Raw genomic sequence first — 24,299 nt, 5'->3', positions numbered from 1 at the left:
GAGAGGGACGTTCTTCCGCGTTCAGCGGAAGAACAGGGTGAGGGGTGCTGCGCTATCCCATGCTTCAATGTTGGTTGATGGCGCAGCACCCCTCATCCGCCCTTCGGGCACCTTCTCCCTCAAGGGGAGAAGGGCGGAGCAAACTGCAACAACCCACCCATTCGCCGATTCAATCTTCCGCCTGGCCACACGAAGGGCTTAACTGCATCCATGCCCGAAGTTCTCTTCTACCACCTCGAAGTCCGCCCGCTCGAAGCGGTCCTCCCTCAATTGCTGGAAAAAACCCTCGAACGCGGCTGGCGTGCCGTGGTCGAGGTCGGCTCCACCGAGCGGGCCGAGGCGCTCGATGCTCACCTCTGGACCTTTCGCGATGACAGCTTCCTTGCCCATGGCCTGGCGGGCGACGAGACCGACGCACACCAGCCCGTGCTGATCACCACCGGCACCGACAATCCCAACGGCGCCGCCGTGCGCTTCTTCATCGATCGCGCCGTGCCCCAGTCCGCCGAGGGCTATGAGCGCATCGTCTACATGTTCTCCGGCCACGACCCCGATGCGGTCGCCGAAGCCCGCCTCGCCTGGAAGGCCCTCAAGGAGGGTAATGCACTGACCTACTGGCAGCAGGAAGCCGAGGGGCGCTGGGTCAAGAAGGCATGAGCACCGATCTCGCCACGCCCAGCCGCCACCAGCTGCACGAAGACATCTTCGCCATGTTCATCGGCACCATGCTGGTCTCGCTCGGCATCGTCTTCTATGCCCAGGCCACCCTGACCACCGGCAGTACCGCCGGTCTGGCGCTGCTGCTGCAATACGGCACCGGCATTCCCTTTGCCTGGCTGTTCTTCGCCATCAACCTGCCATTCTACATCCTGGCCGTGTTGCGCATGGGCTGGCCCTTTGCCATCAAGACCTTTGCCTGCGTCGGCCTGGTATCCTATTTCACCGTCCAGATTCCCGCTTGGCTCGACATCTCCCGCATCGAGCCGCTCTATGCGTCTCTGGTCGGCGGCGGGCTGATGGGGCTGGGCATTCTCTCGCTCTTTCGGCACAAGGCGAGCGTCGGCGGCATCAACATCCTGGCTCTGTTCCTGCAGGACAATTTCGGCATTCGCGCCGGCTATTTCCAGCTCGGCGTCGATGCGGTAATTTTGGCGGCGGCCTTCTTCGTGCTGCCCGTCGACCGCGTGGTCTATTCGATCCTGGGCGCCCTGGTGCTCAACATGATTATCGCCACCAATCACAAGCCTGGGCGCTACGTCGGCTTCAGCTAGCCCCGATCTTGGTCTTCTTCTGCTTGCGCGGCTCCACCTGCGGCGCCGCTGGCTCCAGGTCCTTGGCAAGGCTCTCCGAATAGAGATCCATATAGTCCTGCATCAGCTCGTAGCAGAAGATCACTTCGACCGTTTCCGGATCGTAGAAGGCGTTGGGTTCCCCACAGCGTTTGGCGTTGAACTGCACCGTCTTGCCGAGGCGATAGTTGTTGCGCAGCTCTTCCGCCACCTGGTCAAACACGCCGCTTGCCCTGAAGGCCTGGGCGGCTTCCTTCAGCCGTTGACCGGCATCGTGATAGGTCACCACCACCTCGGTGCCCTGCTTGTCGCCGCGCCCACCCAACAGGGCCCGCAGCGACCGGTCGACCGTGTCATAGTCCCAATGGCAGCTCTGCTGCCGATCGCGAATGATGCGGTATTCGTTGGCGATGGGCCGGAACGCGGCTTCATCCATGCCCACCATCAGGCACACGATCTGATAGGCGCGTTGCTTGTCGAGGCTGTGGACGGCGGCATAGTCGCTTTCGCTGCCACCGCTGTCATAGGCGATCCCCGAGAGAGTCCACCCCTCCGCCGCATCGATCAGGACCTGCTCGGCCTCGGGGCCGCGCCTGTTGAGCAGAATCCAGGTGGCCACATTGTCCGCCGCATCTTCCTCCCGGCCCAGAACCGGCAGGTCGAACTGGTGGAACAGCAGGTGGCCCAGCTCGTGATACAGCACGAACAGGCTGTTATTGTAGCCAAAGCGATGGACGGCAGCGCGCTGTTTCTTGGTCAGCTCCTGTGCCTGCACCGCGCCTGCAAGGCAGAGCAGGCATAGCGAAAGGGCAACAAGCAGCTTGGCAACAGAGCGCATCACGCACTTTCAACGTCTATTCGGTCGCCAGCAAAGGGCAGGGGACCCCGGCTGTCAACCGGGCGGTCTCAGACCGGTTAATCCTTGCCCGGGCCCCAGTCGGCATCCGCCAGCTCGAAGCCGGAAAACTGGAAACCCGGCGCCACCGTGCAGCCCACCAGCGTCCAGTCGCCCGTGCTCACGGCCGCTTGCCAGGCTGCACGCGGCACCACCACCTGTGGGCGCTGGCCGGCGTCGAGATCGGCGCCCAGCACATGCTCATCCACGCTCGTGCCGTCCGAAATGCGCAGCTGCAGCGGCGCGCCGGCATACCAGTGCCACACCTCCACCGCGTCGACCCGGTGCCAGTGCGATGCATCTCCCGCTTCTAGCAGGTAATAGATGGCTGTCGACCGGGCGCGGCCGTCCGACTGCTCCGCATCCTCGAAGGTCTGCGCATACCAGCCGCCCTCGGGGTGCCGCTGCATCCCCAGAGTAAAGATCACATCCTTGGCAGTCAGCTTGCTCATGCGCGCTCGGCGCTCTCGAGCTCCGCACTCAGCGCCAGCCACTGCTCTTCGGTGGTCTCGAGGTCGGCGCTGAAGCGCGCCTTGTCCTTGCCGAGGGCAATCATCCGGTCGGGCGCGCCGTTATAAACCTTGGGATCCTCGAGCTGGGCATCGATCTTGCCGATTTCCACCTTGAGGCGCGCAATCTTGGTTTCCGCGTCCTTGATGGAAGTCTTGAGCGGCGCGATCTCGGCCCGGCGGGCCGCCGCCTCGGCCTTGTTGGCCTTGCGATCGGCCTTGCTGCCACCACCGCCGCCCTTGCCTTCCTTGGAGGAGGTGATGTTGCGCTGGTAGCTGTCGAGATCCTCGTCCAGCTCGCGGATCGTGCCGCCTTCGGCGATCCACAGCGTATCGCAGGTCGCCTCGATCAGGTGGCGATCGTGGCTGATGATCAGCACGGCGCCCTCGTAGTCATTGAGCGCATGCACCAGCGCATCGCGGCTGTCGATATCGAGATGGTTGGTCGGCTCGTCGAGGATCATCATTCCCGGTCCCGAGAAGGTGATCAGCCCCATCAGCAGACGTGCGCGCTCGCCGCCCGAGAGGTTCTTGGCCAGCGTATCCATGCGCGACTTGGTCAGGCCCATCTGGCTCAGCCGCGAGCGGCGCTTGGCTTCGCTGTCGGTCGGCATCAGTTCGACCACGTGTTCGAACGGCGTCCAGTCCGGCTTGAGCTTGTCCATCTGATGCTGCGCAAAATGCGCAATTTCCAGCTTCTTGCCCTTGCGCAACTGGCCGCCCATCGGCGCGATGTCGCCGGCCAGCAGCTTGGCGAAAGTCGACTTGCCGTTGCCGTTGACGCCGATCAGCGCGATGCGGTCTTCCGGGTCGATCCGCATGTTCACGTTGCGCAGAATGGTCTTGTCGCCATAACCCGCCGCCACGCTATCCAGCGAGATCATCGGCGTAGATAGCTCGGCCTTTGGCTGCTGGAACGTGAACGGTGCCGAATACTCGTCGAACATCGCCGCGGGCGGCCTGAGTTTCTCGATCATCTTCATGCGCGACTGGGCCTGCTTGGCTTTGGAGGCCTTGGCCTTGAAGCGGTCGACGAATTTCTGCAGATGCGCCACCTGGTCGAGTGCCTTGTCGCGGCCCTTGTTATTGAGCTCCATCTGCATGCGACGCGTGGTTTCGAACGTGTCGTAATTGCCCTTGTAGAAGGTGAACTTGCGGTGCTCGAGATGGATAATCGAACTGACCGACTTGTTGAGCAGGTCACGATCATGGCTGATCATGAAGACGGTGTAGGGATAGGTGGCGAGATACTTCTCCAGCCACAGCGTGCCTTCCAGATCGAGATAGTTGGTCGGCTCGTCCAGCAGCAGCAGGTCTGGCTGGCTGAACAGCACGCCCGCCAGCGCCACGCGCATGCGCCAACCACCCGACAGCTCATGCGTCGGTGCATTCTGCCGGTCCTGCTCGAAGCCCAGGCCTTTGAGGATCGAGGAGGCCCGACCCTCGGCGGTATGCGCGTCGATATCGGCGAGCCGCATGTAGATTTCGCCGATGCGGTCCGGGTCGGTTGCCGTCTCGGCCTCCGCCATCAGCGCCGTGCGCTCCTTGTCGGCGGCCATCACCACGTCGAGCACGCTCTCATTGCCCGCCGGCGCTTCCTGCGCCACCGCCCCGATCCGCGCCTTCTTGTTGAGCTCGATGGAGCCCGAATCAAGTGAGATATGGCCCTGGATCAGGTGGAACAGCGTGGTCTTGCCGGTGCCGTTCTTGCCCACGAATCCGGTCTTGGAGCCGGTGGGCAGTACCACCGAGGCGTCTTCGAACAGTTCGCGGCCCTGGATGCGATAGGTCAGGTTGTTGATGGTCAGCATGATGCGGCAATCTGTGGAGGGCGGGCCTACGCGGGCGACAGCAAAAAAGCCGTGCCTCAGGCCTGCGACAAAGTGTTTGCCGTTGGATAGAGTTATGCGGCGATCATGGCAACCGGCTTTGCGGCATGGGTGCCACGCCAGCGGGCTCGACAGTGCCGCGACACCCCGTCTTGTCTCCGTCGCAGTCTCCCGCTACAAGGCGCCACCTTCCCAACAGACCCATTCAAGGATCGAACCTCATGGCGCTCGAACGCACCTTCTCCATCATCAAGCCCGATGCCGTCCGTCGCAACCTCATCGGCAAGATCATCTCCAAGTTCGAGGAAGCCGGTCTTACCCCGATCGCCCTCAAGAAGATCCACATGACCCGCGCCCAGGCTGAAGGCTTCTACGCGGTCCATAAGGAACGCCCCTTCTTCGGCGAACTGGTCGAGCAGATGATCGCCTCGCCCGTCGTCGTTCAGGTTCTGGAAGGCGAAGGCGCCATCCTCAAGAACCGTGAAGTCATGGGCGCCACCAACCCGGAAAACGCTGCTGCCGGCACCATCCGCAAGGAATTCGCCCTCTCGATCGGCGAAAACTCGGTCCACGGTTCCGACGCCCCGGAAACCGCTGCCCAGGAAATCAAGTTCTTCTTCAACGACGACGAGCTCGTTGGCTAAGCGCACTTCTTCTTCCCCCTCTCCCCTTGCGGGAGAGGGAGCAATTCCTCGTTCAGAGGAATTGCAGGGTGAGGGGTTGCTTCCGCAATCGCCGAAATCCCAGTCACCGCTGACCCCTCATCCGCCCTTCGGGCACCTTCTCCCGCAAGGGGAGAAGGGAAGAGTCAGGTAGGCCGCCCGCCGGGCGGCCTTTTTGCTTGTTTGTGCTATGGTGTGTCCAACCACCACGGCGTCCACCTCGCGCAAGCGGGGTTTCCTTAAATTCCATCCGCAAACCGGGCCTCCCGCCCCATGCGGCCATGACGCCAATGATTGGCGGCGTCCAGAAAGCCAAATATGTCCCTGCCTGATACCATCCTTGCCCCGCTCGCCCGTGCCCTTGTCGCCAAAGGCTACGAGACGCTGACGCCCGTGCAAGCCGCCATCATCGAAGACCAGACCGCCGGCCGCGACCTGCTCGTTTCCGCCCAGACCGGCTCCGGCAAGACCGTCGCCTTCGGCATGGCCATCGCCCCGACTCTGCTGGGCGATGCCGAACGCTTCACCGAAACCGGCGCGCCGTTGGCGCTGCTCATCGCCCCGACCCGCGAACTGGCCCTCCAGGTGCAGCGCGAACTCGAATGGCTCTATGCCGAAACCGGTGCCCGCACCGCCTCCTGCGTCGGCGGCATGGATGCACGCACCGAGCGCCGGGCGCTGGAGCGCGGCGCCCATATCGTCGTCGGCACCCCCGGGCGCCTGCGTGATCACATCACCCGCGGCGCCCTCGACATGTCGGCCCTGCGCGCCGTCGTGCTCGACGAAGCCGACGAAATGCTCGACCTGGGCTTCCGCGAAGATCTCGAATTCATCCTCGACGCCGCCCCCGAGGATCGCCGCACGCTGCTGTTCTCCGCGACCGTGCCCAAGCCTATTGCCCAGCTGGCCAAGACCTTTCAGCGCGATGCCCTGCGCGTCGCTGCCTCCAGCGGCACCGAGCAGCACGCCGATATCGACTACAAGCTGATGCTGGTGCCATCCGCCGAGCGCGAAAACGCCATCATCAACACGCTGCTCTACTATGAGGCGGTCAACACCATCGTCTTCGCCTCCACCCGCGAAGGCGTGAAGCACCTCTCGGCGCGCCTGCACAACCGCGGCTTCGATGTCGTCACCCTGTCGGGAGAGCTCAGCCAGTCCGAGCGCACCAATGCGCTGCAGTCCATGCGCGATGGCCGCGCCCGCATCTGCGTCGCCACCGACGTCGCCGCCCGCGGCATCGATCTGCCCAATCTCGACCTGGTCATCCACGCCGACCTGCCCACCAATGCCGATACCCTGCTGCACCGTTCGGGTCGCACCGGCCGGGCAGGGCGCAAGGGCACCTGCGTCATCATCGCGCCGATGCATCGCCGGGCCGTCGCCCAGCGCATCCTCAAGACCGCCCGCCTCGACGTCACCATGATGGCCCCGCCCTCCGCCGAGGAAATCGAGGCCCGCTATCGCGAAAGCATCCTCACCGCCGAGGGCCTGACCCTGCCGGTCGGCGAGGAAGAAGCCGAATTCGTCGGCCAGCTGCTGGCGCGCTACACGCCAGAAGCCATCGCCGCCGCCTATTTGCGCCAGCAGCTTGCCGCCCGGCCGGCGCCCGAGGACGTGTCCGACGCCCCCGTCTTCGACAAGCCCGGCGACAAGGACCCGCGTACCCGCGAGAAATTTGAAGGCGGCACCTGGTTCAAGGTCTCGGTCGGCCGCAAGCACAAGGCCGAGCCGCGCTGGCTGCTGCCCATGCTGTGCAAGGCCGGCGGCGTCACCAAGACCGCCATTGGCTCGATCCGCATCTTCGATACCGAATCCATCTTCGAAGTCGCTGCGCAAAAGGCCGATGCCTTTGCCCGCAGCGTTGAAAAGAATGGTTCCGGCGAACGCGGCGTCACCATCGCGCCCGTCGATGGCCCGGGTGAACGCCGCGCCGGCCCGCCCCCCAGCCAGCGCCGCCCGCCGGGCCCCGTCGAACGCTTCGACCCCGACGCGCCTCGCCCCGGCCGCGCCGATCGCCAGGCTCGCTATGGCTCGTCCGGCCTGCGTCCGGATGATCTAGATTCCCCTCCCGCCACCGGTGGCTGGAATCCGGCCGAGTCCGAAGCCCCCCGCGCCCCCAAGCCCGATTTCGACAAGCCGCGTCCGCCTAAGGTCAGCAAGGCGCCCCCGAGCAAGGACAAGGGCAAGCCCAAATGGGCCGGCAAGCCTGCCGACGGCGCCCCCTTTGCCAAGAAGGAAAAGCCTGCCAAGAAGGATCACAAGCCCAAGCGCAAGCCGCAGGTCTGATCGCATCTATGTCGGTACAACCCACCATCGTGAGCTTCTGGCACGGCCCCATGAGCTGGCTGGAGGCGCTCTCCATCGCCTCCTTCCGCCGGCACGGGCACAAGGTGGAAGTCTATTCCTTCGACCCGGTGCCCGGCCTGCCGGCCGGCGCCATTGCCCGCGATGCCGCCGAAGTGCTGCCGCGCGACAAGCTGGTCTTCTACAAGGGCAAGGGCACGCCCGGCGTCTTTTCGGACTATTTCCGCATGATGGCTTTGCGGCAGGGCCGGGGGGTCTATGCCGATCTCGACGTCTATTGCGTGCGCCCCATCGCCAATCCGCCCGACTATCTCATGGCCTATGAGCGTCCCGGCTCGATCAATGGCGCGGTCCTGCACATCCCCGCCGATGCCCCGCTGCTCGATGACCTGCTCGCCATCTTCACCCAGACCGAGCGGCCGCTGCTCGAACAGCACCTGCCGCCCATTCGCCGCATCGAGGTCGCCGTCCGCCGCCTTTTCGGCGAAAAGATCGCCCCCGAAGACATGCAATATGGCGCCACCGGCCCCATGGCGCTCACCCACTATGTCGCCCGGCACGGTCTCAGCGACCGCGTCCAGCCCAGTGCCGTGTTCTACCCCATCCCCTATGAGGATATTCCGGCGCTGATGACGCCCGGCTCCAGCGTCGATCCGGCCATCCGGCCCGAGACCCTCGCCATCCATCTCTGGCGCAGCCAGCTCACCCGCCGCGGCCGCGCCGACATGCCGCTCCCCGCGCCCGGCAGCGCCATGGCCGAACTCTGCGCCCGCGAAGGCATCGAGCTGCCGCTCGAGGCCTGAAGCGGCGCCGTGTCCGAAGCCCCGAATATGCTGTGATCTGTCCCGAGGACGCTGTAAATTGTGGGATTGGTGTCAGGCCCTCAGGGCCTGCCCATCAAACAGGGAGGCAGGCATGACGGCCTATAATATTGTGCGTATGCGCGTAAAACCTGGCTTTGAGGATAAGTTCGTCGCGCATCACGACAGTCTGGTGCAAACAATAGGGAGCGAGTTGAAGGCGGCAGGAATGCGCCGGTTTACCCTCGTTAAAACCGGCGATCGCTCATATTGCGTGATCGGCGAATGGGATGGCTTCGACAGTATCGTCAAGGCCCGCCCAGCCATGATCAGCTCACTGGATGGCCTCCGCCCCATGCTAGAGGACCTTGGCGACGACCTCGGCGTCACCGATCCGGTGTCCGGTGAGGCCGCTGCCGAATACGACATGGCCGACCACTAGCGGCCCATATGCGTAGCGCCTGCTCTCCCCAGGGGAGAGGGTGGCCCGGACGCAGGCCGAGACGGACAGGGCGTTTGCGTCAATGATCCCTTGATCCGGCACTGAGTGTTGCCTTCTTCTGCGCGTGATAGGTCAACGCCAAAGCCACCACATGCCGCAGCGCCGCCTCATCGGGTGCCGCGCCCAGCACCACGCCGCGATTGCCGTCATAGCGGAAGGCATCGGGGTAGAGCGTCCGATAGCGGCTCAGCAGGTCAGTCTGGCAATTCACATAAATGGCCGGTTGGCCCGTCGCCTTGTCAGTGCCGATCCGCACCGTGGTGCCGCTGCCGCTCTGGCTGGTCAGGTAGCTCACCTGACCCCATTTGAGCGTTTCCTCCAGCGGACCGACGCCATCGGTGGCCGCCGCCGTGTCCTGGATCAATTGCCGTAGCGCCAGAAGCTGTTCGTGCAGCGGCTCTGGATAGCCGTCAAAGACTGCGGCAACCGTTTGGTTCATGGCTTTCTCCTGCTCAGGCTCAGCCTGATTTCTCCACTGGTCAGCCCCCCGTCAGGCAATCCTGGCCTTGCGCAATTGGCCCACATTGCCCGCCAGCATCACCAGCGCACCCCCTGCCGCGATGGTCGCGGCCCCGGCGATCACGACCCGGTAGTCCGCGCCCGCGCTGAGGAACCCGAAAGCCGCCGAACCCAGCAGCGTCGCGCTGATCGCCACCACGTCCATCAGCGAGGTCGAGAGCCCGACGCGCCCCTTTATGGCGTCCTGCAGATAGCTGATATTCACCGACATCAGCGCCGCGGTGGCAATGCCGTTGATCCCCTGCAGCCAGAAGATGTCGGTCACCGCCTGCGCCTGCGTCACCAGATAGAGGTACACCGCATAGAGCAGCCCGTTGAAGATCAGGATGGATTCCTTGCTCAGCCGCGCCAGCAGATAACCCCAGCCGAGCATGAAGGGCAGTTCCAGTCCCGCCGCTATTCCGGCATAGATGCCGACATCGGTCAGCGTCCCGCCCAATTGCGTGACGATGAGCAACGGTACGCCCATGCCCACCAGCCGCGTCGCCACCGTGATGATGGTCAGCCCCACCACACCGCTGATGATCGGCATGGGCAGCTTGGCCCGCGCCGCGCCGGCTTCGCGGGCGGGCTTTGGGGCAGGGGGCACATTGGCGACGCGCGTGCCAGGGTCGGTCATCATGGTGATGAAGATCAATCCGCAAGCCGCGTAGGATAGCGCCGACATCAGATAGACGTTGAACACGGAAAATTCCGCCGCCACATAGCCGGCAATCGGCGGCACGATTGTCCAGGCCACCGTAAAGACCGTGCGCAGCGCCGAGACCATGAAGTCCGCCCGGGCCGGATCGTGCTTGATGAAATACACCCGCACATAGGCAAAGCTCTGCGAAAACATCGAAAAGCCCAGCGGCATGATCAGCCCCATGGCGATCATGAAGGACAATTGCGTGGGCACCAGATAGATCAACCCCTGGCCGATCATGCCCGCCAATGCTGCCGCCAACACCAGAATGCGCCGATCCGGCAGCTTGTCGGAGAGATAGCCCAGCCCCAGCGATATGAACGTGCCCACCACCGCGCCGAACGAAAACAGCGCGGCGAACTGGCCGGTGCTCATGCCCAGTGTCTCGACACCGACGATCGAAGCATAAGGGGCGGTGCTCGCGAACGTCACCCCCGAGAAGAACATGTTCGCCCCGAGCATGGCCGTCACCGGCATGCGTCTCGTCTCACCCATCATCGGTGCTCCTCAAGCAGCGCACCTGTCTATCTGGCCACCACGAGTCGGTCCATGCGCGCGGGCCTGACCTGCTTCCCATGTGACGCACTTCACCTTTCCTCCCATCTGGCCTATCACCACACCGCCCTTGGACGACCTCGGGTGCTTCCGTTTCCGGTCGGGACGACCCGCCAACAGGAGTGTCACCCCATGGCTTGGGTCTATCTCGTCATTGCCGGCCTTTTTGAAATGGGCTGGGCCATCGGTCTCAAATACACCGATGGTTTCACCCGCCTCGTCCCCACTGCGCTCACCATTGCCGCCATGATCGCCAGCGTCGTCTTGCTCGGCCTGGCGCTGCGCGACCTGCCGGTGGGTACCGGTTACGCCGTCTGGACCGGCATCGGCACCGTCGGCACCGCGCTGCTCGGCATGTACCTCTTTGGCGATCCGGCGACCGCGGCGCGGCTTGCCTGCATCGGCATGATTGTCGCCGGTATCATCGGTATCAAGGTTTTCTCCTGATTTTTCAGGCGGTTGAGGCGCCGGCTTGAATCGTCCTGCCGGCGTCTTGAATCAAATTCTCAGCCGCTTGAATCACTTTCTCAGGCTTGGTCACTGTGACAAAAAAGCTGATGTTCCACGCGAACATGGCCGCTCCCAACTTTGTTAATGGCCAAATCGCGCAGGCTTGTTAGTTTCGATTCACAGGAATGCCGAATTCGCGTCGCCGGCCCCCCAAGATTTAGTTGGAGAGCAATAGTGCCCTTGCGCTGGCAGGAAGTGGCTTTGCCACTATTCGTAATCGTTACCCTTCTCGTCCTCAAATACGTTCCCTTCACCGAAGGTCTGCCGCTCGCCCGCGCCGCTGGCGTGGTTGCTTTCGGCTACGCGGCTTTCCTGGCTTTGCGCCTGGTGCAGAGCGAGGAAGCCGTCAGCGTCGATGGCTGGTCCGAACTGCGTCCGTCCATGGTGGAATATTTCGCCTGCTACGGCGCGGCGGCTCTGGCCGTGGTGCTGATGAGTGCCATCATCGTCATCGGCGGCACCAAGCATGTCGAAGCCACTCAGATGGTGGCAACCTTCATTGCCTCGCTTCTGCTGGGTTCAGGGGCCTTCGCCATCGGTCTCGGTGGGCTCTTCACCAGGGTGCGCTGGAACAATACCGTGCTGGAACATCGCAGCGCCCTTGGCCGCGAGACCAAGATCGCCTGGTCCGACGTCCGCGCCGTCCGCCCCTGCTGGCGCGGCGTCACCATTGCCACGCACGACGCCCAGCGCGTCACCTTCTCCCAGTTCCATTCCGGAGCCGCCCAACTGGCCATCCACGCCACCAACCGCGCCCGCCGTAACGCCGAAACCTCGGCCAAGGCGTTTGCGACTCTTTGAGCCGGCCGAAGGCAAAATCGCTCCAGTGGAGCGATTTTAGGTGAAAAGGCCATGAGGCCTATGGCCGAATGGCAAGCCGGCCCGAAGGGCAAAACCGCTCCCACCCACAGATCGTCACCCTCGGGCCTGACCCGAGGGCTCTTCACTTGCGGACATCGGATAAGTACAGTCCCCTCGGGTCGAGCCCGAGGATGACGACCGGGTTTGCTGGGGATTGCGCGGTCAGCACAAAACTTATCCCCACCCACCAAACCTCCCGCATACTGTTCCCATCTTCCCGCCAGAGCGCGATCATGACGAGTGATGAGCGGGTAAGACTGCCGGGGAGCATGGGTCGCCAGGCTCCCGCATGTATGCTGACCACCGGCCGGACGCTGGCAGGAGGAGAGGGGCACAGCGCCCCGCCTCCAGCTCGACCGTCCAACCCGAAAGGGCGGCCGCTCGATGCGTGTGTGAAAAATCCCGGCGTGATGGCGAGACCGTAGCCTCACCATTTACTACCCAATTCGAGGCCCCGGCCTCGCCATCATCGCTCATCGACAGGTTGAGCGGCACCGAACCAAACGACAACCGCAATGCAGGCGGCGCGTCCGCACGCCCATTCACGCCGCAAATGCCCGGCATCACCCCAATTCAATTGAGCCTGTCCCGCCGCTCCGCTAGTCTCCGGCCATGAACCAGTCCATCGTCCTCCGCACCGCCCGTTCGGTCTGCCCGCATGATTGCCCATCCGCCTGCGCGCTGGACGTCGACATCATCGACGATGCCACCATCGGCCGGGTGCGTGGCGCCAAGGATGATCCCTATACCGCCGGCGTCATCTGCGAAAAGGTCGCCCGCTACGCCGAGCGCGTCCACCATCCTGAGCGCCTGACCCATCCGATGCGCCGCACCGGCCCCAAGGGCAGCGGCCAGTTCACCCGCATCTCCTGGGACGAAGCCCTCGACGAAATCGCCGCCCGCTTCAGCGCCATCGAGGCCGAGCACGGCGCCGAGGCCATCTGGCCCTACTACTATGCAGGCACCATGGGCCACGTGCACCGCGACGGCATCGACCGCCTGCGCGCCGCTAAAGCCTATTCCCGCCAATACGATACTATCTGCACGGGCCTCGCCTGGCCCGGCTATATCGCCGGCACCGGCATGCTCGGCGGGGTCAATCCGGAGCAGATGGCAGAGAGCGATTGCGTCGTCATCTGGGGCACCAATGCCGTGCATACCCAGGTCAATGTCATGACCCACGCCATGCGCGCCAAAAAGGAGCGCAAGGCCAAGGTCGTCGTCATCGACATCTACCAGACCGCCACCATGGCCCAGGCCGATATGGGCCTTGTGCTGCGTCCCGGCACTGACGGCGCGCTCGCCGTCGCCGTCATGCATGTGCTGCTGCGCGATAACCTCGCCGACCGCGCCTATATGGCAAAATACACCGATTTCGGCCCCGATTTCGAAGCCCATCTCGCGACGAAAACGCCTGAATGGGCCGCCGAGATCACCGGCCTCACCGTCGCAGAGATCACCGCCTTCGCCCATCTCGTCGGCACCACCCCGCGCTCCTATTTCCGCCTCGGCTATGGCTTTACCCGCCAGCGCAACGGCTCAACCGCCATGCATGCCGCCCTCTGCATCCCGGCCATGACCGGCGCCTGGCAGCATCGCGGCGGCGGCGCTTTCCACTCCAATTCGGGCACCTGGAAGCTCGACAAGTCGCGCCTCGAAGGCACTCACCTGCAAAAGGGTGATCCGCGCTGGCTCGACATGTCCGAGATCGGCCCGATCCTGACCGGCGACGCCAAGGCCCTTAAGCAGGGCGGTCCGGTCAAGGCCATGATCGTCCAGAACACCAATCCGGCCGCCGTCGCCCCCGACCAGACGCTGACCCGCGCCGGCCTCTCCCGCGAGGACCTCTTCCTCGTCGTCCACGAGCAGTTCATGACCGAAACGGCCGAACTGGCCGATATCGTGCTGCCCGCCACCATGTTCCTCGAACACAACGATTATTACACCCGCGGCGGCCACACCCGCGTGCTCTATGGCCCCGCGCTGATTCAGCGCCCCGGCGAGACGCGCTCCAACCACGAAGTCGTCAACGCCCTGGCCCTGCGCCTCGGTCTCGATGATGAAAGTTTCCGCATGGCGGATCGCGACGTCGTCGCCGAAACCTTCCGCCGATCCAGCTATCCCGCCCTGGATGAAGTCGAGAAAACCGGCTTCGTCGACCGCGAACGCCCCGACGCTGTCGCCCGTTTTGCCGATGGCTTCGCCTGGCCCGACAAGCGTTTCCGCTTCACCCCGAACTGGCAGGATGTCGCCGACAAGAAGGGCTACTTCTGGACCTGTGACCCGACCGACATGCCGCGCTTCGCCGACCACTGGGCCATCACCGAGGCGACCGACGCCACCCATCCCTTCCGCCTCGCCACCAGCCCGGCCCGCGCCTTCCTGAATTCGTCCTTCAACGAAACCCCCGGCAGCCAGAAGCGCGAAGGCGTGCCCTCGGTCTTCATCCACCCCCATGACGCTGCCCGTCTCGGCATCGAAGAGGGGCAGTTCGTCACCCTCGGCAATCGCCGCGGCGCGGTCGACCTCACCGCCCGCATCCGCACCGGCTTGCCCACCGGCGTCCTCATCGCCGAAGGTCTGCACCAGAACAAATCCCATCGCGGCGGCAAGGGCATCAACACCCTCACCAATGCCACCCCAGCCCCACCCTTCGGCGGCGCCGCCTTCCACGATGCGGCCGTGTGGATCAGGCGGGCGGACTAAAAAGATACTGAACACCCCGCGCCCAAGGGGGAGGGTGTCGACTGCAAGCTTCGCTCAGGAAGCTCAGAAATACGCCCCCCAGAAGAAATACCCGGTCATGAAAACCCCATAGATAATCACGGCCGTCCGTATCCACTGCGTCGGAATATGATGCGCATACTTGGCCGCCAGATAGCCGCCGGTCACCACGCCCACCAGCGCGATCGAGCCGTGATACCAGTCGATCGACCCGCTCAGCGCAAACCGGGCCACTGCCACCAGCGCCACGATGGCGGAGATATAGAGCTTGAGCCCATTCATGGCATGGATGTCGTTCATCCCCGCCGTGGCGAGAAACGCCAGCAGCAGAATGCCCAGCCCGGCATTAAAAAACCCGCCATAGACGCAGACGCCGGCGAGGAACGCCATCAGCAGCGCCTGGCCCAGCACTTTCATCCCCCGCCGCCCGCCATGCAGCGAGGCGACGAAGCCATTGAGCCGGTTGCCGAAGATGAACAGCAGCACCGCAAAACCCATCAGCCACGGCACCACCAGCGAAAACAGCTCGTCCGACACCACCAGCAGCAGCTCGGCACCGACATAGCCGAACACCGCCGCCATGATGGCATAGAGCACCAGCCGGTCCTTGTGCCTGGCCATGGCGTGCCAATAGCCAAAAGTCCCGCTCACATAGCCGGGCAGCGCCGCATAGGTGTTCGACGCATTGGCGATCACCGGCGGCACGCCGACGAACAGCAGCGCCGGAAACACGATGAACGAGCCCCCGCCCGCCAACGAATTGACCGCCCCGCCCAGGAGACCCGCTACCAACAGGAACAGCGTTTCAATCATGATCACAGGGCCTCGGCTCCCATCCCCTTGAGGGGAGGGGTGGGGGTGGGGGTCGTCAGGTTGGGCACATACGCTGGAAAGCGGGACGCGCCCAACACAAATCGCTGATCACCCCATCACTGCGATTGATCGCATGCCCGCCATGCCGTTGACAAAACCACCCCTCGCGCTCATATCCGCCTCAGGTCGCTGGCACCCGCCGCTCGCCGGAAGCAATTCCGATGGTGAAGTCCAGTCTCCGCGCATGAGAACGAACTTCGGTTCATCCCTTGCAAGGCGCATCATGGCAATGCGAGCCCCCATGGAACAGTCGCCTCATTTGCATGAGAGGACCTCGTCATGTCGTTTTCGCTCGACACCCCTTCCGCCCAGACCCTCAAATCCGAAGCCAAGTCCCTCCGCCAGGAGCGCGCTTTGGCCGGCGAAACCCTGTCCCACGGCGCCGCGCTCGAAGCCGTCGCCCGGGCCCATGGCTATCGCGACTGGAACACCGCCCGCGCCGCCTTGCCCGATCGGGTGGCCGTGCCTTTCCAGGTCGGCATGCGGGTCAAGGGGCTCTATCTCGATCAGCCCTTTACCGGCCTGCTCATCGGCGTCCAGCTGCTGGGCGACATGCAGCACATGACCGTCACCGTGACCTTCGACACCCCCGTCAATGTCACGCCCACCTTCATGTTCGCGGCCCTGCGCCATCGCGTCGTCTCCACGGTGGATTTCAGCGGCATTTCGTCGGCGCTGCGCGGAAATGGCAATCCACAGATGATCCTCAAGCGGGCATGATGGTTCCGGAGCTTGCAGGAAAAGCGGTCTCCGGTTTTCCGCTTCGAAAGCGCGACAATTCTAAGACTTGGGGCAGGGCGGCAACATGCTGCCTTGCCCTTCATCGTAAAATGCCGATAGTTTAGCGCATCAATCAACAACGGAACCGGCAATGACCATCCAGACCAAGCCGATCGAGGCCTATTCGCTGCCCACGCCCAATGGGCAGAAGGTTCATGTCATGCTCGAAGAGCTTGGCGTGCCGTGGACCTACCACCGCATCGACATCGGCAAGGGCGACCAGTTCAAGCCCGAATTCCTGGCCATCTCGCCCAACAACAAGATTCCGGCCATTGTCGATCCCGAAGGCCCGGGGGGCGAGCCGATCTCGATCTTCGAATCCGGCGCCATCCTCAAATACCTGGCCCTCAAGTTCGGCAAGTTCTATCCGGCCGATCGGCGCGAGCAGGTCAAGGTCGATGAATGGCTGTTCTGGCAGGTCGGCGGCTTCGGCCCCATGCTCGGCCAGAACAACCACTTCAATGTCTATGCGCCCGAAAAAATCCCCTATGCGATGAAGCGCTACAGCGATGAGACCCATCGCCTGTTCCGCGTGCTGAACACCCAGCTCGAGGGTCGCGACTATATCGCCGGCGACTATTCCATTTCCGATATCGCCTCCATCGGCTGGGCCCAGTCCTGGGAACGCTATGGCGTCACCCGCGACGAATTCCCCAATGCCCTGGCCTGGATCGAGCGCCTCAACGCCCGTCCGGCTGTTGCCCGTGGCCTCGCCTGGGGCAAGGATGTACCAGCCAAGAGCCTGGCCGAGGACAAGGAAGCCCACAAGGTTCTGTTCAACCAGCGCTGAGCCCTGCGCCTCGGGTCTGGGCATCCCCCGGACCCGAGCCTTGGCAAATCGGGCCGCTATCCCCAGCCGGCCAAAAACCGCTTGCCATGCCTCACCCCGCCCGCTATCCACCCGTTGACGGAGAGGTGGCCGAGTGGCCGAAGGCACGCCCCTGCTAAGGGCGCAGATCTCAAAAGGGTCTCGTGGGTTCGAATCCCATCCTCTCCGCCACTGCCTCTTGAGCCTTGGCAATGCGCGTGCCAACATTGGCGCCTGACCAGGGTGGTTGGCACCCGACGCGCATGGCAATCAGGGCGCTCGGCCGATCGTGCTGGAGTCAGGGCCCAAGATCGGAACCGCCATCGAACATCGTCCGCGTCATCGCAGCCGTATCCAGTTTCTGCGCACCGCCATCGCCCATCGGCGATCAGGTGTGACCGACACGATTCTCGGCGTGGTCCTCGCCTTCATCGCCGGCGCCATCAATGCCGGCGGCCTTCTCGCCATCGGCCAGTACACCTCCCACATGACCGGGATCGTCTCCGCGGTCGCCGACAACCTGGCTTTGGGTCTGTTCGGCGTGGTTGGCGCCGGCATCATTGCCCTGATCGCGTTTACCGCGGGCGCCGGATGCTCGGCCGTCCTGATCAACTGGGGCCGCCGCAACGCCCGGACCCGGCAATATGCCTATCCGATCGCTCTGGAAGCGCTCCTGTTGCTGGCCTTCGGCGTCCTGGGCACCGCCAGCCGCGATGCGCCGCAATTCATGGTGCTCGCCGCGCCGCTGCTCTGTTTCATCATGGGCCTGCAGAATGCCACGATTACCAAGATTTCCGGCGCTCGGATGCGCACCACCCACCTCACCGGCATGGTGACGGACATCGGCATTGAGCTGGGCAAGTACCTCTACTGGCACCGGGACAAGACCAAGGCCGAAGCCCTCAGGGTTACGGCAGACCGCAAGAAGCTGGGCATCTTGCTCCGCGTCGTCGGCATGTTCTTCCTCGGCGGCGTCGTCGGCGCCCTCGGCTTTGGCCACCTCGGTTATGTCTTTTCGATTCCCCTGGCTGGTATCCTCATGGTCATGGCGGTGCCGCGCCTGGTGAGCGACGCCGTTGGACGCGCCCCCGGCGCGTGAGCTGGCCGTCATGCATCCGTCATATTCGCGTCATCGGCCTGTAGCATGGCGGCCCTATGCGGAGCCCACTGCAACAGGGGCTCCATCATGCTTTCACCGAAATTCCTGCTCGCGCTGACCACGACGCTGCTGGCCACGACGGCGTCGGTCACCGCCGCCGAGTACTTCAACCGCATTGCCAGCTTTCCGGTTGCCCTCAACAACCCGGATGCGGAAGACGGTGTCGAGAACTCGGCCGAGATCATCAATGCCAGCGAAGACGGCATGACACTGGTCTATTCCAACGCGCTGCTGGGCGGCGTCGGCTTTGTCGATATCACCGACGCGACCGCGCCCAAGGCGGGCGGCTTCGTCGCGCTCGAAGGCGGGCCGACCTCGGTCACCTTCATCGGCGGCAAGGTGCTGGTCACGGTCGATACGACCGAGGACTTCACTGCCCCAACGGGCTACCTCGCCATCATCGATCAGGTGAGCAAGGAGGTGGAACTCACCTGCGAACTGGGCGGCCAGCCCGACGCCATCGCCAAGAACATGGATGGCTCGCTGATTGCCATTTCGATGGAAAACCAGCGCGACGAAGACCTCAACGACGGCGCCATCCCGCAGCTGCCGAGCGGCAACATCACCTTCTTCGACGTCGCTGAAGGCAGCGTCGATTGTGCCACCATGCGCGTCACCGAACTGGCCGGCGTTGCTGACTTCGCCGCCGACGATGCCGAGCCGGAATATACCGATTTCAACAGCCTCGACGAGCTGGTCGTCACGCTGCAGGAAAACAACCACATCGTCGTTCTCAACGGCAAGACCGGCGAAGTCGTCAATGATTTCAGCGCCGGCACTGTCGATCTCGAAGGCATCGACGCCACCGAAGACGGCAAGCTGAGCTTCACCGAGAGCCAGCCCGGCCGCAAGCGCGAGCCCGACGCCGTGCAGTGGCTGGACGAGAACCGCATCATCACCGCCAATGAAGGCGACTACGAAGGCGGCTCGCGCGGCTTCACCATCTTCCACAAGGATGGCACCGAGCTCTACGAGAGCGGCGTTTCGATGGAATATATCGCCGCCCAGCTCGGCCATTATCCGGAAGGCCGGTCCGACGCCAAGGGTGTCGAGCCCGAAGGCATGGAAGTGGGCACGTTCGGCGACACCCGCTTCATCTTCGTGAACCAGGAACGCTCCTCGCTGGTCGCCGTCTACAAGGATACCGGCGATGTACCCGAATACTGGCAGTCGCTCCCCTCCGGCGTCGGCCCGGAAGGTGCGCTGGCCATTCCCTCGCGCAATCTTTATGTCACCGCCAATGAAACCGACCTGTCGCCCGATGGCGCCGCGCCGGCCCATGTCATGATCTATGAGCTTGCCGAAGGCGAGCCGGCCTATCCGACCATCATGTCCGATCTCGACGCCGACGGTAAGCCGATCGGCTGGGCCGCGCTTTCCGGTGCCGTTGCCGATGCCGAAAAGCCCGGCGTTCTCTATGCCGTCAGTGACAGCGTCTTCACCGAAGCGGCCATCTTCGAGATCGAGGCCACCGCCAAGCCGGCCCGCATCGTCAAGAAAACCGTCATCACCCGCAACGGCAACCCCGCCCAGAAGCTCGACCTCGAGGGCATCACGCTGGACGGCGAAGGCGGCTTCTGGCTGGCTTCGGAAGGCGACACTGCCAAGCTGACGCCGCATGCGCTGTTCCACGTCAATGCCGATGGCGAGATCGAAGATGAGATCGCTTTCCCGGCTGCCCTGCTTGCCGGTGAAACCCGGTCGGGTTCGGAAGGCGTTGCCGCGATCGGCGACACCCTCTGGATCGCTATCCAGCGCGAGTGGAGGGATGACGAGAAGGGCTTCGTCAAGCTCGTCGCCTACAACACCGACACCGAAGAATGGGGCGCGGTGCGCTACCCGCTCGAAGCGGCTGCCGAGGGTGCCTGGGTCGGCCTTTCGGAAATCACCGTCCATGGCGACTTCGCCTATATCGTTGAACGCGACAACCAGATCGCCGCCAATGCCCAGCTCAAGGCCATCTACCGCGTGCCGGTCAGTGAATTGGTGGCCGCGCCGCTCGATGGCGAACTGCCAGTCGTGAGCAAGGAACTGGTGCGTGACCTCGTCCCCGACCTCAAGTCCTTCAACGGCTATGTCGTCGACAAGGTCGAGAGCCTGGCGATCGACTCGACTGGCACCGGCTACGTCATCACCGACAACGACGGCGTGGATGACAGCTCTGGCGAGACCTTCTTCTGGTCCATCGGCGCGCTCTAGCCGTTCCCGCGACAAGGAATGCAGGGGTCGGATCCACGGATCCGGCCCCTATGCATTTGGTGGGCCGCTATGGCGCGCCACAATTGGCTACGTTCCTTCAGTGCTGGCATATAGACTGCACCGCGAAGTCGCCAAATTGTCATCAAACTGGGCTACCGCAGGCGCAATCACCGCTCTCACGAACCGCAGAATCGTCCCACACCATGAACACTGTCGCCCTTGGGGAACTCGTCCTGACCAATGCCCGGATCGTCCTGGCCGACACCGTGCTGGATGGTTCGGTCCGGGTCGACGGCGGCATCATAACCGATATCGCCCCGTCCTCGCGCACTGGCATGGACCTCGACGGCGATTATCTGATCCCGGGCCTCGTGGAACTGCATACCGACCACCTCGAAACCCACTATGCCCCGCGCCCCAAGGTGCGGTGGAACCCTGTCGCTGCCGTGCAGGCGCATGACGCGCAGATCGCTGCATCCGGCATCACCACCGTGCTCGACGCCCTTCGCGTCGGCATGGATGAGCATGCCGACCTCGGCGCCACCGAGATGAAAACCCTCGCCGACGCCATCCGTGCCGGCAATGCGGCCGGCCGCTTGCGGGCGGAGCATCACATCCACCTGCGCTGCGAAGTCTCGGCCCCGGACTGTCTCGATAGCTTCACCCTGCTCCAGGACGACCCGCAGGTGCGGCTCGCCTCGCTGATGGACCATGCGCCCGGCCAGCGCCAGTTCGCCAGCGCCGATGCCTACCGGGTCTACTACCAGGGCAAGCTCAAGATGACCGATGCGGCCCTCGATGAATTCATCCAGCGCCGCAACGCCGAGTCGGTTGCCCATGCCGGGCCGCATCGCCGCGCCATTGCCGAGATCTGCCGTGACAAGGGCATTGTCATCGCCAGCCACGACGACGCCACGCGCGACCATGTCGAGGAGGCCGTGGCCCTGGGCACCGACGTGGCCGAATTCCCGACCACGCTCGAAGCAGCCAAGGCCTCGCGCCAGGCTGGCATGGCCATCCTGATGGGGGGACCGAACGTCGTCCGTGGCGGCTCCCATTCCGGCAATGTGTCGGCGCGGGCGCTGGCCGAAGCCGATCTGCTCGATATCCTGTCGTCCGACTACATCCCCTTTTCCATGCTGCAGTCCGCATTCTCGCTCGCCGACAATGTGGAGGGGATAAGTCTCTCCCGGGCCATTCAGATGGTCACCAAGCGCCCGGCCGAAGCCGCGGGCTTTCATGACCGAGGCGAAGTCGCCATCGGCAAGCGCGCCGACTTCGTGCAGGTGCGCGTCGAAGACGGTATTCCCATTGTACGGACCGTGTGGCGCCAGGGCAGGCGGGTGATATGACCGGAACCTTCGTCGCCGTTGTCGGGCCGAGCGGGGTTGGCAAGGACAGCCTGATCGGCTTTGCCCGCGAGCGTCTGGAAGCGACCGGCCGTGTCGTCTTCGTGCGCCGGGTGGTGACGCGTCAGGCCGATGGCGGCAGCGAAGACCACGACAGCATGGATGCGGAGGCCTTCGCGCTGGCCGAGCAGGACGGGGCATTCGCCCTCAGCTGGGACGCGCATGGCCTGCGCTACGGCCTGCCCATCGCTCTCGATCGCGATCTGGCGGCCGGTAAGGTCGTGGTCGCCAACCTCTCCCGCGGGGTGATCCCGGCGCTGGTGGCCCGCTATCCCGACACTCTGGTTGTGTCGGTCACCGCCGACCGCGACGTCATCGCCCAGCGGCTGGCCAATCGCGGTCGCGAGACCGCCGATTCCATCCAGCGCCGCCTCGACCGCAGCGTCGACAGCCGCCTCCCGGCCAGCACGGTGCGCATCGACAATTCCGGAGCGCTGGAGATAGCCGGAGAGCAGTTTGTGCGCCTTCTCGAAGACGCAGCCCGGCTGGTGGAACGGGCCTAGACCACCAGTTCCATCCGCTCGGCCGGAAACCGGCTGAGCGCGTAAGATATTGGATTGCCATCTGAATCGGCGTCAACGGCCTCCGATACCAGCAGGATGGCGCCAGGAGTGAGGTCGAGCAACTTGGTTTCCTCCACATCGGCATGGCGGGCCGAGACGCGCGTCGAAGCGCGGGAATAGTCGGCAATGCCATAGCTGGCAAACACTGCCGTGAATGAACCAAGCGCGGTGTAGCGCCCCGCGAAATCGGCAAAGTTCCGATAGTCCAGCCAGGCCGTGGCGCGCGACAGCGGCCGGCCGTCGGCGAGCGACAGCGTCTCCATGCGGACCACCTTGGCGCCGGGCTTGATACCCAGCGCCGCAGCCCCAGCCGCGCTGGCATTCTCGATGCGGCTGGACAGCAATTGCCCGCTGGTGACGCTGGCCTGGCCGGCCAGGCCTTCCGAGAATCGCGTCCGCTTGCCGATGGGATAGCTCAGCCGCCTGGCGCTGCGCACAAAGGTGCCACGGCCCTGTTCGGCTCCCACGACGCCCTCATCGGCAAGCACGGCAAGGGCCCGGCGAACCGTGTGCCGGTTGGCGGAAAAGCGTTCCGCCAGAATAGCTTCGGTCGGCAGCCGATCGCCGCTCGCCAGCTTGCCGCCCACGATATCGAGCCGGATGGCATCGACGATGCGCCGCCACAGGGCGACTCCGCCGGAAACGTCCTTGGAGACTGTCATTGCATTTTCACACGAGAAGCGTAGGACCGGATTCAGGACATTAGTTGTCTATTCTATTAGACAAGTCGAGGCAAGCATGCAGACGCAATCTTCGAGCAATGGCGGCGCGCGCAAGGCGGTGCTGGACGCGCTGGCCAGCGCCCCGGCCAAGGCCCTGGCCGAACTCTGGGACCGCTGGGCCGACAAGCCCGCCCATACCAAGGTGCGCGGACCCGAAATCGGCCTCGTCATGGTGCGCGGCCGGGCCGGCGGTGGCGGGGCGCCGTTCAATCTGGGCGAGGCCAGCGTCAGCCGCGCCAGTGTGCGCATTGCAAGCGGGGAAGTGGGGCACGGCTATTGCCTGGGGCGCGACATGGCCAAGGCCGAGATCATCGCGGTGATCGACGCCCTGTGGCAGCGCGATCCGGCCCGCGTAGAGGCCGAAATTGTCGAGCCACTACGGACATTTGCAACCAATTCCGACCAGCAGCGCCGCGACGAGACCGCCGCGACGCGGGTCGATTTCTTCACCATGGTGCGGGGGGATAACTGAGATGGATATCGGTCTCGACGGCGGCTTTGCCGACCCGGTGCTGCAATCGCAGAGCAGCTTCCGCGCCATCATGGACGCGCTGGCCAATCCCGGAACGCCCCGAAAACTCGTCACGCCCCCTTCGATCCGGAGCAGCATATCGCCCGAATTGGCGAGCATATTGCTGACGCTTGCCGATCATGACACCAGCATATGGCTGGACAATACTTTGCGTGCCGATGCGGGCGTCCTCGACTTCGTCAATTTCCACACCGGCGCCGGCGTGGTGCGCGAGCCGGGCAGGGCGGTCTTCGCCTTCGCCACCGGCGCCGCCCACCTGCCGCGCTTCGACCAGTTCAATCTCGGCACGCAGGAATATCCCGATCGCTCGACCACCATCGTACTCGCCGTCGCTTCGCTGACCGGCGGCGAGACGCTCATCACCCGCGGCCCCGGCATCAAGGGCCATGGCCATATCAGCCCCACCGGGCTGCCCGGGGACTTCCTCGCGCAATGCTCCGCCAATCGCGAACTGTTCCCCCGCGGCATCGACCTGCTGCTGGTGGCAGAAGGCGAAGTCATGGGCCTGCCGCGCAGCACCCGCATTTCGGAAGGACACTAGCGATGTATGTAGCCGTCAAAGGCGGTGAAGCCGCCATTGCCAATGCCCATGCCCTGCTGGCCGACC

General features: G+C 64.1%; 25 protein-coding genes and 1 tRNA gene. 18 read left to right on the top strand and 8 right to left on the bottom strand.

Going from position 1 to position 24,299, the window contains the following annotated elements:
• Positions 1 to 210: 210 nt before the first annotated feature.
• A complete protein-coding gene (locus V6M52_RS19160; RefSeq protein WP_332702580.1) occupies positions 211 to 657 on the top strand; it encodes a DNA polymerase III subunit chi in 447 nt (148 codons plus the stop codon).
• Positions 654 to 1,271, top strand: a complete 618-nt coding sequence (locus V6M52_RS19155) for a YitT family protein (protein ID WP_332702578.1) — start codon at positions 654 to 656, stop codon at positions 1,269 to 1,271. The genes V6M52_RS19160 and V6M52_RS19155 overlap by 4 nt, the downstream gene beginning before the upstream one ends.
• On the opposite strand, the gene V6M52_RS19150 is transcribed toward V6M52_RS19155, so the two are convergent.
• The 3 genes from V6M52_RS19150 to V6M52_RS19140 form a co-directional block, all read right to left on the bottom strand.
• Entirely contained in the window at positions 1,264 to 2,127 is an 864-nt protein-coding gene (locus tag V6M52_RS19150; RefSeq protein WP_332688194.1) for a DUF4344 domain-containing metallopeptidase, read from the bottom strand. The two genes, V6M52_RS19155 and V6M52_RS19150, sit on opposite strands and share 8 nt — an antisense overlap.
• Positions 2,128 to 2,204: 77 nt before the next feature.
• Positions 2,205 to 2,636, bottom strand: coding sequence for a cupin domain-containing protein (locus V6M52_RS19145; RefSeq protein WP_332702576.1), 432 nt, complete (start codon positions 2,634 to 2,636; stop codon positions 2,205 to 2,207).
• Positions 2,633 to 4,504, bottom strand: a complete 1,872-nt coding sequence (locus V6M52_RS19140; RefSeq protein ID WP_332702574.1) for an ABC-F family ATP-binding cassette domain-containing protein — start codon at positions 4,502 to 4,504, stop codon at positions 2,633 to 2,635. Before V6M52_RS19140 ends, V6M52_RS19145 begins: the two co-directional genes overlap by 4 nt.
• Positions 4,505 to 4,743: 239 nt before the next feature.
• On the opposite strand from V6M52_RS19140, the gene ndk reads away from it, so the two are divergent.
• The 4 genes from ndk to V6M52_RS19120 all read left to right on the top strand — a co-directional run bounded on the left by ndk (position 4,744) and on the right by V6M52_RS19120 (position 8,733).
• Positions 4,744 to 5,166, top strand: a complete 423-nt coding sequence (gene ndk / locus V6M52_RS19135; protein WP_332688197.1) for a nucleoside-diphosphate kinase — start codon at positions 4,744 to 4,746, stop codon at positions 5,164 to 5,166.
• Between the two features lie 336 nt (positions 5,167 to 5,502).
• Positions 5,503 to 7,473: a DEAD/DEAH box helicase gene (locus tag V6M52_RS19130; protein ID WP_332702572.1), complete on the top strand. Its 1,971-nt coding sequence runs from the start codon at positions 5,503 to 5,505 to the stop codon at positions 7,471 to 7,473.
• A gap of 8 nt (positions 7,474 to 7,481) precedes the next feature.
• Positions 7,482 to 8,294 carry a hypothetical protein gene (locus tag V6M52_RS19125; RefSeq protein WP_332702570.1) on the top strand — a complete coding sequence of 271 codons (813 nt, stop codon included), beginning with the start codon at positions 7,482 to 7,484 and terminating at the stop codon, positions 8,292 to 8,294.
• Between the two features lie 112 nt (positions 8,295 to 8,406).
• Positions 8,407 to 8,733, top strand: a complete 327-nt coding sequence (locus V6M52_RS19120) for a DUF718 domain-containing protein (RefSeq protein ID WP_332688200.1) — start codon at positions 8,407 to 8,409, stop codon at positions 8,731 to 8,733.
• Between the two features lie 79 nt (positions 8,734 to 8,812).
• Here V6M52_RS19120 and V6M52_RS19115 read toward each other — a convergent pair whose 3' ends face one another.
• Positions 8,813 to 9,232: a DUF1801 domain-containing protein gene (locus tag V6M52_RS19115; RefSeq protein ID WP_332702568.1), complete on the bottom strand. Its 420-nt coding sequence runs from the start codon at positions 9,230 to 9,232 to the stop codon at positions 8,813 to 8,815.
• A gap of 51 nt (positions 9,233 to 9,283) precedes the next feature.
• Positions 9,284 to 10,495 (bottom strand): MFS transporter, encoded by a 1,212-nt coding sequence (locus V6M52_RS19110; protein ID WP_332702566.1) that lies wholly within the window; start codon positions 10,493 to 10,495, stop codon positions 9,284 to 9,286.
• 189 nt (positions 10,496 to 10,684) lie between these two features.
• Here V6M52_RS19110 and sugE point away from each other — a divergent pair, with 189 nt between their 5' ends.
• Complete coding sequence (gene sugE, locus V6M52_RS19105) at positions 10,685 to 10,999, top strand: quaternary ammonium compound efflux SMR transporter SugE (RefSeq protein WP_332688203.1); 315 nt, start codon at positions 10,685 to 10,687, stop codon at positions 10,997 to 10,999.
• A 4-nt stretch (positions 11,000 to 11,003) separates the two neighbouring features.
• Here the strand turns inward: sugE and V6M52_RS19100 are convergent, their stop codons facing one another.
• Positions 11,004 to 11,126 carry a hypothetical protein gene (locus V6M52_RS19100; RefSeq protein ID WP_332688204.1) on the bottom strand — a complete coding sequence of 41 codons (123 nt, stop codon included), beginning with the start codon at positions 11,124 to 11,126 and terminating at the stop codon, positions 11,004 to 11,006.
• A gap of 110 nt (positions 11,127 to 11,236) precedes the next feature.
• Between V6M52_RS19100 and V6M52_RS19095 the strand changes: the two genes are divergently transcribed.
• Positions 11,237 to 11,863, top strand: coding sequence for a hypothetical protein (locus V6M52_RS19095; RefSeq protein ID WP_332702564.1), 627 nt, complete (start codon positions 11,237 to 11,239; stop codon positions 11,861 to 11,863).
• Between the two features lie 672 nt (positions 11,864 to 12,535).
• The gene (locus tag V6M52_RS19090) at positions 12,536 to 14,629 is read left to right on the top strand and encodes a molybdopterin-containing oxidoreductase family protein (RefSeq protein WP_332702562.1); all 2,094 of its coding nucleotides are present in this window, start codon (positions 12,536 to 12,538) and stop codon (positions 14,627 to 14,629) included.
• 63 nt (positions 14,630 to 14,692) lie between these two features.
• Here the strand turns inward: V6M52_RS19090 and V6M52_RS19085 are convergent, their stop codons facing one another.
• Positions 14,693 to 15,460 carry a sulfite exporter TauE/SafE family protein gene (locus tag V6M52_RS19085; protein WP_332702643.1) on the bottom strand — a complete coding sequence of 256 codons (768 nt, stop codon included), beginning with the start codon at positions 15,458 to 15,460 and terminating at the stop codon, positions 14,693 to 14,695.
• Positions 15,461 to 15,799: 339 nt separating this feature from the next.
• Between V6M52_RS19085 and V6M52_RS19080 the strand changes: the two genes are divergently transcribed.
• The 7 genes from V6M52_RS19080 to phnN all read left to right on the top strand — a co-directional run bounded on the left by V6M52_RS19080 (position 15,800) and on the right by phnN (position 22,378).
• Positions 15,800 to 16,240, top strand: coding sequence for a glyoxalase superfamily protein (locus V6M52_RS19080; RefSeq protein ID WP_332702560.1), 441 nt, complete (start codon positions 15,800 to 15,802; stop codon positions 16,238 to 16,240).
• Positions 16,241 to 16,391: 151 nt separating this feature from the next.
• Positions 16,392 to 17,090 carry a glutathione S-transferase family protein gene (locus V6M52_RS19075; protein ID WP_332702558.1) on the top strand — a complete coding sequence of 233 codons (699 nt, stop codon included), beginning with the start codon at positions 16,392 to 16,394 and terminating at the stop codon, positions 17,088 to 17,090.
• A 119-nt stretch (positions 17,091 to 17,209) separates the two neighbouring features.
• A tRNA-Ser gene (locus tag V6M52_RS19070) sits at positions 17,210 to 17,300 on the top strand.
• A gap of 202 nt (positions 17,301 to 17,502) precedes the next feature.
• Positions 17,503 to 18,207 carry a YoaK family protein gene (locus V6M52_RS19065; RefSeq protein ID WP_332702556.1) on the top strand — a complete coding sequence of 235 codons (705 nt, stop codon included), beginning with the start codon at positions 17,503 to 17,505 and terminating at the stop codon, positions 18,205 to 18,207.
• Between the two features lie 87 nt (positions 18,208 to 18,294).
• Positions 18,295 to 20,466 carry an esterase-like activity of phytase family protein gene (locus V6M52_RS19060; RefSeq protein WP_332702554.1) on the top strand — a complete coding sequence of 724 codons (2,172 nt, stop codon included), beginning with the start codon at positions 18,295 to 18,297 and terminating at the stop codon, positions 20,464 to 20,466.
• Positions 20,467 to 20,669: 203 nt separating this feature from the next.
• Positions 20,670 to 21,818, top strand: coding sequence for an alpha-D-ribose 1-methylphosphonate 5-triphosphate diphosphatase (locus V6M52_RS19055; protein WP_332702552.1), 1,149 nt, complete (start codon positions 20,670 to 20,672; stop codon positions 21,816 to 21,818).
• Entirely contained in the window at positions 21,815 to 22,378 is a 564-nt protein-coding gene (gene phnN, locus V6M52_RS19050) for a phosphonate metabolism protein/1,5-bisphosphokinase (PRPP-forming) PhnN (RefSeq protein ID WP_332702550.1), read from the top strand. The genes V6M52_RS19055 and phnN overlap by 4 nt, the downstream gene beginning before the upstream one ends.
• On the opposite strand, the gene phnF is transcribed toward phnN, so the two are convergent.
• Positions 22,375 to 23,100 (bottom strand): phosphonate metabolism transcriptional regulator PhnF, encoded by a 726-nt coding sequence (gene phnF, locus V6M52_RS19045; RefSeq protein WP_332702548.1) that lies wholly within the window; start codon positions 23,098 to 23,100, stop codon positions 22,375 to 22,377. The genes phnN and phnF overlap by 4 nt on opposite strands.
• A 76-nt stretch (positions 23,101 to 23,176) precedes the next feature.
• On the opposite strand from phnF, the gene phnG reads away from it, so the two are divergent.
• Both phnG and phnH read left to right on the top strand, forming a co-directional pair.
• Positions 23,177 to 23,632: a phosphonate C-P lyase system protein PhnG gene (gene phnG, locus V6M52_RS19040; protein ID WP_332693550.1), complete on the top strand. Its 456-nt coding sequence runs from the start codon at positions 23,177 to 23,179 to the stop codon at positions 23,630 to 23,632.
• A gap of 1 nt (position 23,633) precedes the next feature.
• Positions 23,634 to 24,233, top strand: coding sequence for a phosphonate C-P lyase system protein PhnH (gene phnH, locus V6M52_RS19035; protein WP_332702546.1), 600 nt, complete (start codon positions 23,634 to 23,636; stop codon positions 24,231 to 24,233).
• Positions 24,234 to 24,299 lie beyond the last annotated feature (66 nt).

This window comes from Devosia sp., from assembly GCF_036676215.1.
Classification (GTDB): Bacteria; Pseudomonadota; Alphaproteobacteria; order Rhizobiales; family Devosiaceae; genus Devosia.
The sequence above is the reverse complement of the archived record's forward strand: the minus strand, read 5'-3'. Positions and strand labels throughout refer to the sequence as shown.